General features: G+C 63.2%; 15 protein-coding genes. 12 read left to right on the top strand and 3 right to left on the bottom strand.

Going from position 1 to position 16184, the window contains the following annotated elements:
• Positions 1-43 precede the first annotated feature (43 nt).
• The 5 genes from KRR38_RS18005 (at position 44) to KRR38_RS17985 (ending at position 3020) form a co-directional block, all read left to right on the top strand.
• A complete protein-coding gene (locus KRR38_RS18005; RefSeq protein WP_217404159.1) occupies positions 44-1093 on the top strand; it encodes a hypothetical protein in 1050 nt (349 codons plus the stop codon).
• Between the two features lie 18 nt (positions 1094-1111).
• Complete coding sequence (locus KRR38_RS18000) at positions 1112-1291, top strand: DUF4169 family protein (protein ID WP_217404157.1); 180 nt, start codon at positions 1112-1114, stop codon at positions 1289-1291.
• The gene (locus tag KRR38_RS17995) at positions 1291-1494 is read left to right on the top strand and encodes a hypothetical protein (protein WP_217404155.1); all 204 of its coding nucleotides are present in this window, start codon (positions 1291-1293) and stop codon (positions 1492-1494) included. Before KRR38_RS18000 ends, KRR38_RS17995 begins: the two co-directional genes overlap by 1 nt.
• A 77-nt stretch (positions 1495-1571) precedes the next feature.
• A complete protein-coding gene (locus KRR38_RS17990; RefSeq protein WP_217404153.1) occupies positions 1572-2459 on the top strand; it encodes a TauD/TfdA family dioxygenase in 888 nt (295 codons plus the stop codon).
• A 312-nt stretch (positions 2460-2771) separates the two neighbouring features.
• A complete protein-coding gene (locus tag KRR38_RS17985) occupies positions 2772-3020 on the top strand; it encodes a hypothetical protein (protein WP_375293424.1) in 249 nt (82 codons plus the stop codon).
• Positions 3021-3106: 86 nt separating this feature from the next.
• Here the strand turns inward: KRR38_RS17985 and KRR38_RS17980 are convergent, their stop codons facing one another.
• The 3 genes from KRR38_RS17980 to KRR38_RS17970 all read right to left on the bottom strand — a co-directional run bounded on the left by KRR38_RS17980 (position 3107) and on the right by KRR38_RS17970 (position 6796).
• A complete protein-coding gene (locus tag KRR38_RS17980) occupies positions 3107-5323 on the bottom strand; it encodes a bifunctional diguanylate cyclase/phosphodiesterase (protein ID WP_217404149.1) in 2217 nt (738 codons plus the stop codon).
• 161 nt (positions 5324-5484) lie between these two features.
• Positions 5485-6105: a TetR/AcrR family transcriptional regulator gene (locus KRR38_RS17975; RefSeq protein ID WP_217404147.1), complete on the bottom strand. Its 621-nt coding sequence runs from the start codon at positions 6103-6105 to the stop codon at positions 5485-5487.
• A 181-nt stretch (positions 6106-6286) separates the two neighbouring features.
• On the bottom strand, positions 6287-6796 hold the full coding sequence (locus KRR38_RS17970; RefSeq protein WP_217404145.1) for a nuclear transport factor 2 family protein: 510 nt from the start codon (positions 6794-6796) through the stop codon (positions 6287-6289).
• A gap of 169 nt (positions 6797-6965) precedes the next feature.
• Here KRR38_RS17970 and KRR38_RS17965 point away from each other — a divergent pair, with 169 nt between their 5' ends.
• From KRR38_RS17965 to KRR38_RS17935, 7 genes are all read left to right on the top strand, one after another.
• Entirely contained in the window at positions 6966-9221 is a 2256-nt protein-coding gene (locus KRR38_RS17965) for a TonB-dependent receptor (RefSeq protein ID WP_217404143.1), read from the top strand.
• 129 nt (positions 9222-9350) lie between these two features.
• Positions 9351-9827: a VOC family protein gene (locus tag KRR38_RS17960; RefSeq protein ID WP_217404140.1), complete on the top strand. Its 477-nt coding sequence runs from the start codon at positions 9351-9353 to the stop codon at positions 9825-9827.
• 264 nt (positions 9828-10091) lie between these two features.
• Positions 10092-10646, top strand: a complete 555-nt coding sequence (locus KRR38_RS17955) for a TetR/AcrR family transcriptional regulator (protein ID WP_217404138.1) — start codon at positions 10092-10094, stop codon at positions 10644-10646.
• Positions 10647-10863: 217 nt separating this feature from the next.
• Complete coding sequence (locus tag KRR38_RS17950) at positions 10864-13164, top strand: TonB-dependent receptor (RefSeq protein WP_217404136.1); 2301 nt, start codon at positions 10864-10866, stop codon at positions 13162-13164.
• Positions 13165-13190: 26 nt separating this feature from the next.
• Entirely contained in the window at positions 13191-14813 is a 1623-nt protein-coding gene (locus KRR38_RS17945) for a GMC family oxidoreductase (protein ID WP_217404134.1), read from the top strand.
• Between the two features lie 14 nt (positions 14814-14827).
• Positions 14828-15280, top strand: a complete 453-nt coding sequence (locus tag KRR38_RS17940) for a nuclear transport factor 2 family protein (RefSeq protein ID WP_217404132.1) — start codon at positions 14828-14830, stop codon at positions 15278-15280.
• A 20-nt stretch (positions 15281-15300) separates the two neighbouring features.
• On the top strand, positions 15301-16176 hold the full coding sequence (locus tag KRR38_RS17935) for a phytanoyl-CoA dioxygenase family protein (protein WP_217404130.1): 876 nt from the start codon (positions 15301-15303) through the stop codon (positions 16174-16176).
• Positions 16177-16184: the final 8 nt, after the last annotated feature.

The raw sequence follows: 16184 nt of genomic DNA, 5'->3' as shown, positions 1-16184 counted from the left end.
ATCTCGCCAGAAGGCTTCCCGAGACATTCCGGAGAGTGAGCAGATGGCGGGCAAGACCTATCGCGTGATCCAGTGGGCAACGGGCACCGTCGGCAAGGTGGCGATCCGTCATTTTGCCGAGAACCCGACCTACGAACTGGTCGGCACGCTCGTCACCAATCCCAAGAAGGTCGGCAAGGACGCGGGCGAGATCGCCAAAATCGGGCCGATCGGCGTCATTGCCACCGACGATGTCGAGGCGATCGTCGCGCTTGAGGCCGATGCGGTCCACTTCGCCCCCTCGGTCCACGACCTCGACATGGTCTGCCGGCTGTTGCGCTCGGGCAAGAACGTCGTTTGCCCGGTAGGTCCGTTCTTCCCCTGGGAGCGCTGGAAGCCCGATTTCGACAAGCTCGCCGCAGCCTGCGCCGATGGCGGCACCTCGTTTCACGGCTCGGGCATTCACCCCGGTTTCGCCGGCGACCTGCTACCGCTGACCGTTGCCCGGATCATGAACCGGATCGACCACATCCACCTCTACGAGACGATCGATCACCTCGCCAATCCGTCGAACTACATCGAGTTCATGGGCTTCGGCCGCGAGTCTGCCGATCTGCTGGCCAATCCCGGCCGTTCGCCCGAGGCGCCCTACATGTTCGCGCAGTCGATGGAGATCGTCGCCAAGGGCTTGGGCCTGACGATCGACGATGTCACCGCCAAGTTCGACGTGGCCACCGCGGTGCGCGACATCGACTATGGGCGCGGCGTGGTGAAGCAGGGCACCGTCGCTGGTCAGCACTATGAATGGACCGGCTGGGCCGACGGCAAGCCGCTGATCACCTACCACTGCTTCTGGACCATGGGCGACGAGAACATCGAGCCGCGCTGGAATGCCGGCGTCAGCGGCTATCGCATCCGGATCGAGGGCGACCCGCCAATGGAAGTCACCATGGCGCGTCCGGCGGCAGCGGAGGGCGTTCAGTACCTCGGCCTGCCGTGGACGGCGATGGCCGGGGTCAACGTCATCCCCGCGGTCTGCGACGCGGCGCCGGGCATCGTCACCCATTTCGAACTCGGTGTCCCGACGTTGCGCGGGCTGTTCCGGCCGGACTGAACGCGGTAAGCATTGCCGATGGCCGAGATCGTCAACCTCCGCCTCGCCCGCAAGGCGAGGGACCGCGATGCGGCGGCGAAACAGGCCGCGGCCAACCGCAGCAAGCATGGCGCGACCAAGGGCGAGAAACTGCGCCGCCAACAGGATGCCGAGCGGCTGACGCGCACTGTGGACGGCGCCAAGCGGGACGAAGACTGATGCGCACGACTTACGAGCAAGCCTCGGTCCGGCTCTATCATCTCGATGGCTCGCCCGAGGGCAGCGGTGCGCAGACCTTGCTTTACGGCACGCTGGCCGAAGCGCTCGAACTGGCGGCGCATCAGCCGGAGGAGGTCCAGGAAGGCCTGTTCATCGCCACCGACAACGATGTGGTCGCCTACCTCGATCTGCTCGAAGGCTAGCTAAGCTCTGGACTCGCACCGGCATCCGCGCGATGCTGTGCAGGCGTTCAGCAATGCGCGTGGAGAGGGACAGAAAAATGAGCGTCACCATCGAACCCATCAAGCCGCTCGTCGGCGGCAAGGTAACTGTCGACAAGGCGCATCTGACTGATCCCGACGTGATCGCAGCGATCCGCGGGGCGCTCGAGGAGCGCGGCGTGCTGGTCTTCCCCGAGATCAACGTGACCGACGAGGAACAGCTCGCGCTGACCGATGCGCTGGGTTCGCGCGCCAACTACAACAGCCGCGTGCCCGGTTCCGACGTTTCGGCCAAGGACGTCTACAAGATCACGCTCGACCGCGCGGTCAACAACGAGCCCGACTACGTGCTCGGCACCTTCTTCTGGCATGTCGATGGCGTCACCATGGACCAGCCGCTGCCGAAGGGAACGCTGCTTTCGGCGCGCAAGCTGTCGGACCAGGGCGGTTCGACCGAGTTCGCCAACCTCTACGCCGCCTACGACAAGCTCTCCGATGCGGAAAAGGCGCAGTACGAGGACGTGAAGGTGATCCACACGGTCGAGGCCAGCGTGCGGCCAGTGTTCGGCCACCCCACGCAGGAGCGCATCGATCGCTGGCGCTCGATCGCCCATGCCATGGAGCAGCCGCTGGTCTGGACGCACGAGAACGGCCGCAAGTCGCTGCTGATCGGTACGCACGCCGACGGCGTGGTCGGCATGCCCAACCCGCACGGCCGCGCGCTGCTCTGGCGCCTGCAGCAGTGGGCGGCGCAGCCGGACTTCGTCTATACGCATGACTGGAAGGTCGGCGACCTGGTGCTGTGGGACAACCAGGGTCTGATGCACCGCGTGGTGCCCTATACCGACACCGGCCGGGTCATGCACCGCACGACGCTGGCGGGGCTGGAAAAGCCCGGTCATGTCGCGCCCGAAGGGTCCTACGAGAAGCTGCTCGAAGTGGGGTGATCCGGGGCGCCCGGAAGTTCTCTAACATCGCACATGTCGACTACGACGAATCCCGGCACGAAATAGCCCCACGATTCTATGAAGATGTGCATTTTCAGTGAGTTATGACGATGTCAAGGAAGGTCGTAATTGTGCTGAACTTCGCGCGTGTAGGAAAGGCCTAAACCCGGACCGCTTGACCGATCGGGCTTTGCGAGGTCGCGGCTGGCGCCGAACCCTCGATCCGTGCTTTCGGCGCGCAATTGCCACGATGTGGCTCGGAGCGGTCTCACCCTTCTGGAAACGAAAGTCGACGCGCTGCATTCAGGTCGGATGGAAACCTATTGCGTTGCAATCGATGACGGCCGCGGGCGAACGCAGGAGTACGAAATGGAATTGCCCAGCGTCGGCGCGGCGCAAGAGGAACTGACCCGGATATTCGGCGATATGATCAGCAACGGGGTGGCCGAATTCTGGGCGGCGAGAGCCTGGCAAATCAGTGTGAGCAAGGCCGGCATGCCGCTATTCGTGCTCAAGGCCTCGGCGCTGCAACTCGGCGGGCCGGTGACTGCAGTCCGATAGATCGCCTTCCGGTCGAAGACCTCTGCGACCGGGGCACTAAATCGCCGGCTGTCGTTCAGTCGACACCCTTCATGCCGGTTGAGCTTCTAGGCTCGGCGGAGTTCCAGAGGTGCCGTCTCCCGCGGCATCAAGGTTGTTGCGACCCGGCTCGCGGGAAGGGGTCTCGCATAGAAGAAGCCTTGCCCGGTGTCGCAGCCCATGTCGCGCAGCTGCGCCTCCTGCGCGGCCGTTTCGATGCCTTCGGCGACGACCTCCATGCCCAGGCAATGACCCAGGTTGATGACCGTCGCCGAGATCGCGGCCGCATCGGTGTCCCGGCCGAGGCGCTGGGTGAACGAACGATCGATCTTGAGGACGTCGACGGGGAACTGGCTGAGGTGCGACAGCGAGGCATAGCCCGTTCCGAAGTCATCGAGGGCAATGCGAATGCCGCGATCGCTGAGACGCCGGAGCGACTCTTCGACATCGTCGGCGCCGCGACCGAGAAAGACATTCTCGGTGACTTCGATCTGGATCGAGGACGGGCTGAGGCCACGCTCTTCAAGCAACGTGCAAAGCGACTCCGCGAAATCGTCGCGGCGGAAATCGGCGCTCGTGACGTTGATCGCGACGTGCCCGAAACCGATTGCGGCCTCGCTCCAGCACCGCACGTCGTCGAGGACCTTTTCGAACATCCGCTGGCTGAGCAGCGGACCCAGCACGGGATCCTGAAACGCCGCTTCTATGCCGTCCGGTCCGCGTAGCTCGCCCGCATCGTCCCGCCAGCGGAGCAGGGCCTCGAAGCCGACCACCTGCGCGGTGCGCATGCTGATCTTGGGCTGGTAGTAGGGCAGAACCTCATCACGCTGGAGCGACACGCGGGCGCAGGCGATCATGGTTTGATGCCTTTCCACTTCGGCCATCATCGAGGGTTTGAAGATGCGTAGCCGGGCCCTGCCGGCCGCTTTGGCGGCATAGAGCGCGATATCGGCCGCCTTCATCAGTTCGGAGCGATCCTTGCCGTCGCGCATGATAAGGCTGGCGCCGATGCTGACCCCGCAGTCGATCGGCCGGCCGGCATGGATGACCGGCCGGCGCAACTGGGCGAAAATACGCTCGGAGGTCTGTTCGATTTCGTCATCGGAGCGCGCCGCGATCAGCAGCGCGAATTCATCGCCGCCCGTGCGGGCCACGAGATCGTCATCGGCGACCGCATCGATCAGCCGATCGGCAATCGCGCAGAGCAGCGCGTCGCCCGCGTCATGTCCCAGGGAATCGTTGACCGCCTTGAAGTTGTCGACGTCGATGATGAGCATCGCGCTCGTTGGGGCGCGGTCGTGTCTGTTCAGGAGCTGGTCCAGCCTGCTTTGGAGCAGCGTCCGGTTGGGGAGGCCGGTCAGCGCGTCGTGCTGCGCCATCCAGATCGCCTTCTCTTCGGATTTCTTCTGGTGGGTGATGTCGCGCGAGACGACGATCAATCGCCCGGACCCGTCGGTGGTTCGGTTGATGACATTGTCGAACCAGCGGACCTGGCCAGTGAACTGCCGGTGGCTCGTGATCAGATTGACGAGACTGCCCGATGCGGCCTGGGCAAGCGCAGAGCGGGCATTCATTGTATCTTCCGACGGGAGCAGGCTCAGCCACTCGCGGCCGAGGAGAGGATCCTGCTGGCGGGCCTCCTCGCCCGGCCTTTTGCAGAAGGCGATACGGTGATCCTGGTCGAGGATCAGCGTGTGATCGGGGCTCGAGCGCAGGATAGTCTCGTTGAGCGACCGGCTGTGATCGAGGTCGCTGAGTGCGCTGATGCGCGAAACCATCATGCGATGCAGCGCGAAGCACGCCGACAGGATCGTCACCATGAAGATCGGCAACTGAATGCTGATCATCGACAAAATCGGCTCGCGGGCAACCAGCCCGGCGACCACGCAGGGAGCAAGCGCCGAGAAGACCATGACTGCAGCGAGGCGCGGCGTGCCGAAGTTGCGCAGGCACATGCCGCAGATCATGGCCGCCGCCGACAGGCAGGCGATCGCCGCGAGAACCCAGTCGCCGCTGGTTATGCAGAGGAATGTGCCGAAACCGACGGAGCCCGCCCAGACGCAGGAGAGCAAGGCGGCCAGACCTCTGGGCGGCGTGAGGCCGGCGGCGACCGCGCGCCTGCCACGGACTAGGATGCCGAGGCGGACCACGCCGAGCCCGATTTCGAACAAGAGCCAGCCGACAAACGGCCAGGTCGGATGGCGCCAGGACGCCACTGCAGCGACAGCCGTGGTGTTGAGTACGCCGCCGAGGAAGATCGCCACCGATGCGAAAAGGCCGCTCATCAGCTGTTCGGCAATCGAATCCGGTACCCTGGCTGGACTACCCAAAAGCCAGGACCCGACTGCGCTCAAGCGCTTTTCAAACCCGAACATCCCATCAATCCATGCGACCTTTTCAGGTTCGGCTAATGGAGAATGGTTAAGATCAAGCGGAGGTCCGACAGTCAGGCGCGCGAAAGGTCCGAAGACGGAAAGATCGTATGGTCGTCACGGGATTCCACCCTTAGCAGGGCCGTGATTTGCGCGTTCAAGTCCGCAATCTGCTGCTCTTTCGTCCAGAACGTCGGGTTCATGATTGCCTGTATGCCAATTCCGTGGACCGAATTGATCGCCAGTCGCGCCAAGCGCGGGAGGTCCCCCTCGATGCCGTCGTTGCGAAAAAGCTCTTCGACGAGGTTTTGCGCGGTCTCGATCTCGTAGATCTCTTCCGAGAAATCGCGACCGTGCTCGCTGACGAACTCCCAATAGGCCAGCGAGACGCGCCACAGCCGCTCGCTGCGTTCATCGATCGGCAGCAACGATGCAATGCATTCCAATGTCGTCCGGCCCGGTATCGAGCAGGTGGCCTCGAAGCGGGTCTGGGTATCCTCGGCCAGGAGCTTGAATGCCATCAACATGAGGGCCTTCTTGTCCGGGAAATAGTGCGTAACGACCTTGGTGCTGCAGTCCATAGATCGGCCGATGCGCTGGATAGTTGCCGCGCGCCAACCCTCTTCTGCGATGATCTTTGCAGCTATGCGGGCCAGCGCGAGCTTTCGTTCATCGTGATCAATAATACGCGGCACCGTTACCTCGACAGACCTATCTCGCCCGGAATTTTCTCACTGAGTCGACTTTGCCCTCTCTCGTAATCCAAAACAACTCGGGGGTCGCCAGCCGCGGAGGAGTGCGCTTTTCCTCTCGCGGAGCGCGCGAGCGAACCGGCCGTCGGGCTACGGTGCAGGCCCTACCCGAGGCGGAATCACTTCACAGGCTGATGTCCATCATGGCCGTCAGACGCTCAGGATCGGGATCGTGAGGGGGCCTTCCATAGTCCAGGATCGGGAAGAATTTGCCGTCCAGCAAAGGAGATCCGAAATACACCTGATCGTACCGATGAACTTTCAGCAGCCATTCCGCGTCATGTTTCAGGAAGGTGCTATGGTACACGCCCATCACGATTTGATGAGAACCGTCCGGCATGCCCAGAACCTCATCCACGTGACCGCGCGAGACAGCCGTGTCGCCTTCTACTTCGATCACGAGCGAGGATATGCTTTGCCGCACGAACGGAAAGCCTTGCATCACGTTCCACCAATGATCGACGATTGCGTCTCGCCCACGGGTGATGGTGCCGAAAGCATGCCACTCGCCGTCCTCGCAATAGCATTCGCCGTGGGCGTCGCGATCACGGCGGAAGATTGAATCTCCAAGTCTCGCCAATGTTCGCCTGACTCCCAAATCGCCGTCGAGCCGGTTCAAAAGGTCGCTTGTCATCGTGGCCTCGCCTTTACGTGATTGGCTTCCGGCCAAAAGGTAGCTGGCGCGGGCAATCCCGGAACTATGACAAACCACAGTTTTGCAATGGCGTTGCATAACAGTAGTCCACCCATCGAACGGTCGTATCGAAAAAGAAGCCGGCCGGGGGCAATTGGAGGACCTGATCATGAGGGGCATTCACGCGTTCAAGGCATTCGTGCATCTTAGCGCCGGCTTGACCGGTCTGGCCGCCGCCGCCTTCGCCACGCCCGCTGCGGCGCAGGCTGGCGCCGCGGAAGCGGACTCGACCTCGGTCGGCGAAATCATCGTCTCGGCTCGCCGCCGCGAGGAAACCTTGCGCGAAACGCCGGTCGCGATCACGGCCGTGAACGCGCAGGCTCTCGAAGCCAAGGCCTCGGTGAATATCGGCGACATCATGGGCGCCGCACCGAGCGTGATGATCACCCAGCAGAATTCGGGTGCCGCCGCCGCCAACGTCGCGATCCGCGGCCTGTCCTTCGCCGACGTCGACAAGTCCTTCGACCCCACCGTGGCGGTGGTCGTCGACGGCGTATTCATCGGTTCGAGCACCGGCCAGTTCTTCGATTTCTTCGACATCAGCCAGATCGAGGTCCTGCGCGGGCCGCAAGGCACTCTGTTCGGCCGCAACACCATCGGCGGCGTCATCAACATTCGCCGCACAAAGCCCAAGTTCGAGTTCTCGGGCAAGCTCGAGGCTTCCTATGGCAGTTACGACACCTGGGCGACGCGCGCGGTGGTCAACCTTCCCGTGGTCGACGGCGTCCTCGCCATCAAGCCGTTCTATTTCCACAACCAGAGCGACGGCTACTATCGCCAAGGCATCACCGGCGCGCGCACCGGCGGATCGAATTCGGAGAACTTCGGCGTCGCGGCGCTGCTGCAGCCTTCATCGAATTTCGATGCGCTGCTGACAGTCGAGAAACAGGTGCAGGATTTCGTGCCGGTCAATTCCAACATCAGCAAGACCGGCGAGGTGTTCTGCCTGATCGAGCCCGCCAACGAGTGCAACCGCAACACGACCACCGATCTCTACACGGTCTTCGGGACACCCGGCACCTCGCATTACGAATCTCCCGCCGTCACGCTGGAGATGAATCTAGACGCCGGCCCGGTGAAGCTGACCTCGGTCACCGGCTACCGCAAGTCCGACGAAGCGCAGACCCAGGACTTCGACGGTTCCTCGGCCGATATCTATTTCTCGGCCCGCACGCAGGCCTACCGGCAGTTCAGCCAGGAACTGCGCGCCGCTGGGAAGCTGTCCAGCAGCTTCGACTATGTGGTGGGCGGATACTACTTCAACTCGCGCTACACGCTGCAGCAGCGCACGCGGATCACGCTGTTCGCGCCGCCTTCGATCGCCGAGCAGGACAATATCGGCCATTCGCGCTCGCTCGCCTTCTTCGGCGACTTCAACTGGGCCTTCGCCGACAAGTGGCGCCTGTCCTTCGGTGGCCGCTGGACCCAGGACCGCAAGCAGAACCAGGCTCGTGTCGACGCGAACAGCTTCCCCAACGCTTCCGTGACCAACAGCAAGTTCACGCCGAAGATCGGCATCGACTTTCGGCCCAATTCGGACCTGATGCTCTACGCCTCGTGGTCGCGCGGCTATCGTTCGGGCGGCTTCTCGGGTCGCGGCACCACGCTGTTCTCGGCGACGACGCCCTATGGGCCGGAAACCGTCGATTCCTACGAGGCGGGCTTCAAGGGCGCCCTGTTCGACAATCTGCTCGAGCTCAACATCGCGGCCTTCCTGGCCGACTACAAGAACCTGCAGCAGAACACGACGATCCCCGCGGTGGGCGGCGTCGGCAGCGAGACTATCGTGACCAACGTCGGCTCGGCACGGCTCAAGGGCCTCGAGATCGAGTTCACCGCGCACCCGGCGCAGGGGCTGACCCTGTCGGGCTCGCTCGGCCTGCTCGACAACGATCTCAAGAACTTCATTTCGCAGGGCGCGATCAGCGCCACGGTCCCGGGGACGCGGACCATCGACTACTCGAACGTGTCGATGATCTACGCGCCCAAGACGACGCTGTCGCTGAACGCCAATTACAAGCTGCCGACGTCGTTCGGCGAAGTCGTGATGAACGTCGGTTACCGGCACATCAGCCCCTACGACCAGCAGATCGCGCTCGATGCGACCGCGACATATCCGGCGACGGGGACGATCGTCATTCCGCGCAACGACCCGCGCGTCCGTTCGGATACGCAGGACCTGCTCGATGCGAGCCTGACGACGCGCGTCAAGCTGGGCGACCAGACGGCCAAGATCACGGTGTTCGGCCGCAACCTCCTCGACGACCGCGGCCCGAACGCGGCCTTCACCGTTGCCGGCCTGTGGTCCTTCTCGAGCGCGCGCGAACCGCGCACCTACGGCGTGATCCTGGGCTTCGAGTTCTGACGATTTTCGCTGTCCCCAGCAGCGAAGCGCCCCGGTGAGAATTCCCAATAGTTCGTCTCCGGGGCGTACCTTTCAACGGCGGAGCCGTCGGCACGACACTGTTTTGGCCATAACGACGGAGGCTGGCCGTTGATCGACTATCGCAAGGCGTTCCACACCGGGGTCCTCGTGCCTGACCTCGATGAGGCCATCGCGTTCTATTCCAGCTCGCTGGGTATCACTTTCGCCACGCCGTTCACCCTGGAAGCGCTCTCCGTCTGGACTCCCGAAGGAGGCCTCCGCACGGTCCGGAACAGATTCACCTTTTCGGTAGAAGGCCCATTGCGCCTCGAACTCCAGCAGGGCGACGCGGGCAGCTTCTTCGACCCTGCGCTCTCGCGCGGCGATCATGTCGGCGTCTGGGCGGACGACGTCGCCGAGACGGTAGCCGCGATGACCATGAACGGCTGGAGGGTGATTGCCGCGGGCGCCGCTCCCGAAGATGGTTGGGGGCTTTTCGCTTATCTTACCCCGGAGGTGGGCGGTATGGTTGTGGAACTGGCCTCGGAAACGCTGCGGCCGGCTTTCGAAAGTTGGTGGCGGGGTGGTGAGCTGTTACTTGGCTAGCCCGATGATCGCATCGGCGAAGGCGAACGGGAACGCTTCGTTCCATTCGTTCTTCAGTCAAACCGAGCGGTGACGGGTTCCCGCCGATGGCAGTTGGAAGGCCAAGATCTCCCCAGCCGCGATCGGCGCCTGGATCTAGCGATTTAGATAGCCAGCGAGGGATTGCCGTATCTATCACAGACTGTTTATGCCCAGTGCCATGTGTGTGCTCGTCCGTTCGAATGGCATCGCGTGCCGCGCGTAGTCGATCACGACGAGCGGCGTGTGCTGATCGCGCAGGTTGTAGACCAACTCGTCTACGAACAGGGCGTTCAGGCCGTCACGATCCGCGAGGTCGCATCGCGCGTCGGATATAGCACCACCGTTGTCTCGCACTATTTCAGCAGCAAGCTGGAGATGCTGGTCTTCACCCATCAGCTGGCGCGGCGGAAGGCCGAAGCTTTGATCGACGACGCGATCCGGGATGACCGGCCGCTGGTCGAGACCCTCGAGCATCTGCTTCCGCTCACCGAAGAGCGCTGGCGGGACTGGCACACCTGGTTCGCCTTCTGGGGCATGACCCCGGCCGAGCCCGACGTGACCCGCGAATGGGAAGAGGGGATCAACAATGCCCACCTCCTGTTCGAACGCCTGATAGGCAGCGCGCAGGCGTCAGGCCATTTCCCCAGCAACATCGACGGCGCCTTCGCAGCCACTCAGTTGCAGATCTTCGTGAACGGTATCGCGTCACTGGTGGCGCAAGAACGGTCCGCCTGGCCCGCCGACCGGCAGAAGGCGATGCTGCGCACCCTTCTGCAAAGCAGCTTCGCCCTCAACTGATCACCTCCGCCGATGAACCGGCGATGCGCCTCGCTGATCGGGGCGGCTTTGGCGTGAGCCGCTCATCAAAATGACAGGTGGAGCGCGCCGTTCGATAATGTATCAGCGTTGTACAACAAGGCTACATTACGTTCAACTTCTTCGTCTGAGCGTGATCTTGGGAATGGATGTGCGCGACTGCCGACAATGGGTGGGGCGCGACAGAAGGGGGCAGATCATGGCAAATTCCTGGTACAATCATACGGCGCTGTTAGCGATTGTCGGCGCTCTGGCCACGGCCGTGCCAGCCCTTGCGCAAGAGGCCGCGCCTGACGCGGCGCCGCAGGAAGGCGGGCTTTCCGAAATCGTGGTGACGGCCCAGAAGCGGTCGGAGAACATCCAGTCGGTGCCCATCTCGGTGACCGCCGTGACCGGCGAAGCGGTCGAGAACCTGAAGGCGGTCGATCTCAAGGGCCTGCAGGGCACGATACCCAACCTGCAGATCAACAACTTCACCAATACCCCCAACAGCGCAGTCTTCACGATCCGCGGCATCGGCGTGGTCGAGCCCGATCCCTTCGCCGGCAATACCGTGTCCATCGTCCAGGACGGCGTTCCGCAGTACTTCTCCATGGGGGCGCTGCTCGATCTGTTCGACGTCGACCGGATCGAAGTCCTGCGTGGACCGCAAGGTACCCTGTTCGGCGCGAACACGACCGGCGGCGTGGTCAACGTGATGACGCGCCAGCCCACCGGCGAGTTCGGCGTCCGCGGGGAAGTGACCTATGGCAACTGGAACCGCTTCGACATCAAGGCCGCTGTGGACATCCCGCTTGTCGAGGGCGTTCTGGCCGGCAAGATCGCCGCGATGCACACACAGCGCGACGGCTTCTACACGAACATTGTCGATGGCTCGGACATGGGCCGCCGCAACGTCACCGTTCTGCGCGCCTACCTGAAATATACCCCGAATGACGACGTCGACGTGACGCTGAGCGGCGAATACGGACGTTCGCGCAACGGCGCGCCCGTGATCGTCAACGGCTCGACCGGGCCGAGCTACGCGATCTTTTCGCCCGCCGGCACGATGACGACCAATCAGGTCCTGCCGATGTATCAAACGCCGTGCACGTCCGATGCGGCGCCCTGCCGCGCCCCGGACAAGTATTTCAGCGCGCGCGACTTCGGCCCCGACAAGAGCGACATGGACAACTACCGCGGCACGCTGACGGTGAACGTCAGCAACACCCCGCTGGGCGATATCACCGCGATAACCGGCTACAAGAAGTTCAAGCTGGAAGAGTTTACCGACAACGATGCTGTCGTCGGGCTGGGCATCGATACCTATCGCGGGACGCGGGGCTGGCAGTTCAGCCAGGAACTGCGCACCGCGGCGGACCTTTCCGATGCGATCAAGCTGCAGGTCGGCGGCTTCTACCTGAAGACGCACTACGATCACTTCAACAGCGTGCGGCTGGAAGCCTTCGCGCCGGGCCTGCGCCAGAACCTGCCGCAGGATCAGGACAACTGGTCGGGCTCTCTTTTCGCACAGGCCTATATGGACCTGACCGACCAACTGCGCGTGCAGGCCGGGATCCGGTATACCCATGAGAAGACCAGCATGGTCGCGGGGACGGACAACTACTTCAATCCGAACGGCATCGGGCTTTACTGCACGCATGAGGGCAGTTGCGGCGATATACTGCTCGGTGGTTTCCGCGCCGCAGGCACGAAGTCGTGGAACAACGTCGGCTGGAAGCTGGGCGTCGATTACAAGGTCACGGCCGATACGCTGCTCTATGCCTCGTGGGCGCGGGGCTTCAAGTCGGGCGGCTTCGTCGGCCGTGTGGCCCAACCGCAGGATCTGGGTCCTTACGATCCCGAGAAGGTCGACACTTTCGAAGCGGGCGTGAAGACCGATCTGTTCGATCGCCGCCTGCGCCTCAATCTGGCGGGGTTCTACACCAATTACCGCGACATGCAGGTGGCGCAGAACTACATCCTGCCGGGCGGCACGACGATCGGCACATCGATCTTCAACGCCGCCAAGGCCGAGATCAAGGGCTTCGAACTGGAAGCGACCGCGCTGCCGGCGGACGGACTGACCCTGACGGGTTCGCTGGCCTACCTCGACGCCAAGTACAAGCAGTTCGATTTCCTCGATCCGAGCGGGGCCGTCATCGACCTCAGCGGGCGGGCGTTGCAGAACTCGCCGAAGTGGTCGGCATCGGCAGGCGCGACCTATGAAGTCGCGGTCGGCAGCGGCAAGGCGCGCGCGAACGTGCTCTATACCTATACCGATACCAAGCTGCTGCAGGGTCTCCAGGGCCAGCCGCTCGTTCGCATCCAGCCGACCCATTTCCTCAATGCCAACCTTGGCTGGTCGCCGGACGGCGGCCGCTGGACCCTGGAAGTCTGGGGCCGCAACCTGACCGACAATCACTATATCGAGGCGGTCACGAACAATCCGGGCCTGTTCAACCAGGTCTCCTACACCTCGCCACGCGAATACGGCGTGACGTTCAAGTTCAATTTCTGAGCCTGGCGGGGGACGAGGGCCTTCGGATGACAGACCCCGCGCAGTGGGACTTCGTGATCGTCGGTGCCGGGTCGGCAGGCTCGGTTCTGGCGGAGCGCCTGTCGCGCAATCCGGCGCACAAGGTGCTGCTGATCGAGGCCGGGGGCGAAAACAACTCGCTTCTCGTCGACATGCCCAAGGGGATCGCCAAGCTGGTCAACAGCCCGCAACATACCTGGGTCTATCAGATGGCGGACCTGCGCTATCCGGAAAGCCCGGTGCCCGAGGTGTGGATTCGCGGGCGGGGGCTTGGCGGTTCGTCGGCGATCAATGGCATGATCTGGAGCCGGGGCGAACCGCAGGACTACGACGACTGGGCAGCGATGGGCTGCACCGGCTGGAACGCGGCCAGCATGACCGCAGCTTACAGGGCGCTGGAGGACCATGCTCTGGGCGGCAGCGACCTGCGCGGTTCCGGCGGGCCGGTGCGGATCACCCCGGGCTCTGTCCGCTATCCGCTGACCGATGCGATCATCGCGGCGGGCAGGGACATGGGACTTGTCGAAACCGAAGACCTCAACGGTACTGTCGGTGACCGGATAGGCTACTATAGCCACAACATCCGCAACGGCCTGCGGGAAAGCGGATCGCGCGCCTTCGTCGCCAAGGCACGCCAGCGCAAGAACTTCCATCACATGCTGCGTACTCTGGCGCGGCGGCTGGTGATCGAAGACGGCCGCGTCACGGGCGTGGAACTCCAGCAGCAGGGCCGGGCGCCATGGGTGGAGCCCATCGGCGGCGAGGTGATCGTCTGCTGCGGCACGATAGAGAGCCCGTTGCTGCTCGAACGCTCGGGCATCGGCGGCGGGGCGGTGCTGCAGGCGGCGGGCATCGCGACCCTGATCGAAAGCCCGGATGTCGGCCGGAAGATGCGCGAGCATCTGTCCTTCGCCGTTCCGCATCGCATGACCAGGCCGGTGGGGATCAGCCAGCAATATCACGGGATCGGGCTGGTGCGATCGGTGCTGCGCTATGCCTTCACCCGATCCGGCGTGATGGCGAACGGGCCGTGGGAAGTGGGCGCGTTCTGCAACGTCGCGCATCCGCAGGGGCGCACCGACCTGCAGCTCTACCTGGGCGGTTATGCCTTCGCGCTGAGCGAAGACAACCATCCGGTTCCGCTGGGCAAGGTCGATCGCAAGCCGGGGATCTCGGTCTATGGCCAGCTGCTTCAGCTGACCAGCGAGGGCAGCGTCCATGTCGGCTCGGCCGATCCGGAAACGAAGCCAACGATCCATCCCAACTGGCTCGACACCGAATACGACCGCAAGGCGGCCATCGCCAGCGTTCGCTACATGCGACGCTTCATGGCCCAGCCTGCGCTCAGCGACGTGATGGGCGAAGAACTGCTACCGGGTGCCCAGGTCCAGAGCGACGAGGATATTCTCGAAAGCTTCCGCCGCCTGTCCACCAGCGGCCTGCACGGCACCGGCACCTGCCGCATGGGCGGCGATGCGGGCTCCGTCGTCGACGCGCAACTGCGCGTGCGCGGCGTCACCGGGCTGCGCGTCGCCGACTGTTCGGTGATGCCCGCGCTCGTCTCTGGCAACACCAATGCCCCCGCCATGGCGATCGGCTGGCGGGCGGCGGACATCATCCTTTCTCAATGATCCGGAGAGACCACATGGCATACGGCATCGACTATCTTCTCGAAAACTTCGCGCTGGAACAGGCCGTCCTCAAATACTGCACGGCCGTCGACAAGCTCGACGATCTCGACTTCATGATGACGAACTTTACCGAGGACGCCGTGCTCGACCTGACCGGACTGGAGCTTCCGCGCTTCGAAGGGCACGAGCAGATCCGCGGGTTCTACACCCAGGTCTTCGCCGACGTTTCGCATCACATGCATGTGCTCACCAACTTCCGGACCGTGAAGCTGGAAGGGGATGATGCCCAGATCCATGCCTACGTCACCGGCATGGGCCGGTCCAAGGCCGGCATCGATATGCAGGTGTTCGTCTATTACGACCTCGATATGCGCAAGGTGGACGGCACCTGGAAGATCGGCCGCTTCTACGAAGCCCCGCAGCTGCCGATGCCGGAATCGGTCGCGCAGGTGCACAAGAAGAACTGATTGCAGGCGGGAGAAAACCGATGGCGGATGCTTCCGAAGTGCGCACGAACCTGAACGAAAAGGCGGGGTTCTCGACCCGGTTTTTCCGCGACGGCGTCTTGATAGTCGAGAACGCCTTCTCCGAAGGTGATATGGCGCTGATCGAGGCGGCTTATAACGGGAACTTCGACAACCCGAGCCCGCTCGCGCAGCACCTCTATGCCGAAAGCGGCGGCACCTTCATCCAGTCCGTCGAGGATTCTGGCAACAAGCCGGCCTTCCAGGCGATGTTTCAGGGCACACCGGTGGTCGACATCGCCAGGAACGTGTTCGGATCGGGGGGCGTATGGTATTTTCACGATCAGCTCTTCTTCAAGCAGGGCGATCCCGACAAGCCGGTACGGCGCACGCCCTGGCATCAGGACACGCCCTATCATCCGATCGATGGCAGCAAGTTCGTCGTCTTCTGGATTCCGCTGCAGGATATCCCCGAAGACTATGCGCTCGAGGTGATCCGCGGATCACACAATGAGACGCTCTACAACGGTTCCTTTTTCGATCCCGACGACGACACTCGTCCCGTGTACGATGAGAAGGAAATGCCCCGCCTGCCGGATATCGAGGCCAACCGCGACCAGTGGGACATCGTGACCTGCGCCATGAAGCGCGGCGACTTGTTGGTGTTCCATCCCAGTTGCCTTCATGGCGGCGGATATACGGCGGCCGGCACGACACGGCGCAGCCTTTCGCTGAGGATGGTCGGCGACGACGTGATCCACGTGACGCGCCCGGCCGCCAACGCCGCTTCGCCCACCGCCAACAATGTGGGCGATGACGAAGAGGAACTGGTCGCACGCGTCAAGAAGCTCCCTCTCGGCGCGCCCATTCACACCGCGGGCCTGACCCGATTGGCATGACCGGCCTG

Origin of the sequence: Novosphingobium sp. G106 (assembly GCF_019075875.1) — a bacterium.
Classification (GTDB): Bacteria; Pseudomonadota; Alphaproteobacteria; order Sphingomonadales; family Sphingomonadaceae; genus Novosphingobium.
Note: the sequence above shows the minus strand (reverse complement) of the source record. Positions and strands in the feature narration are given on the sequence as shown.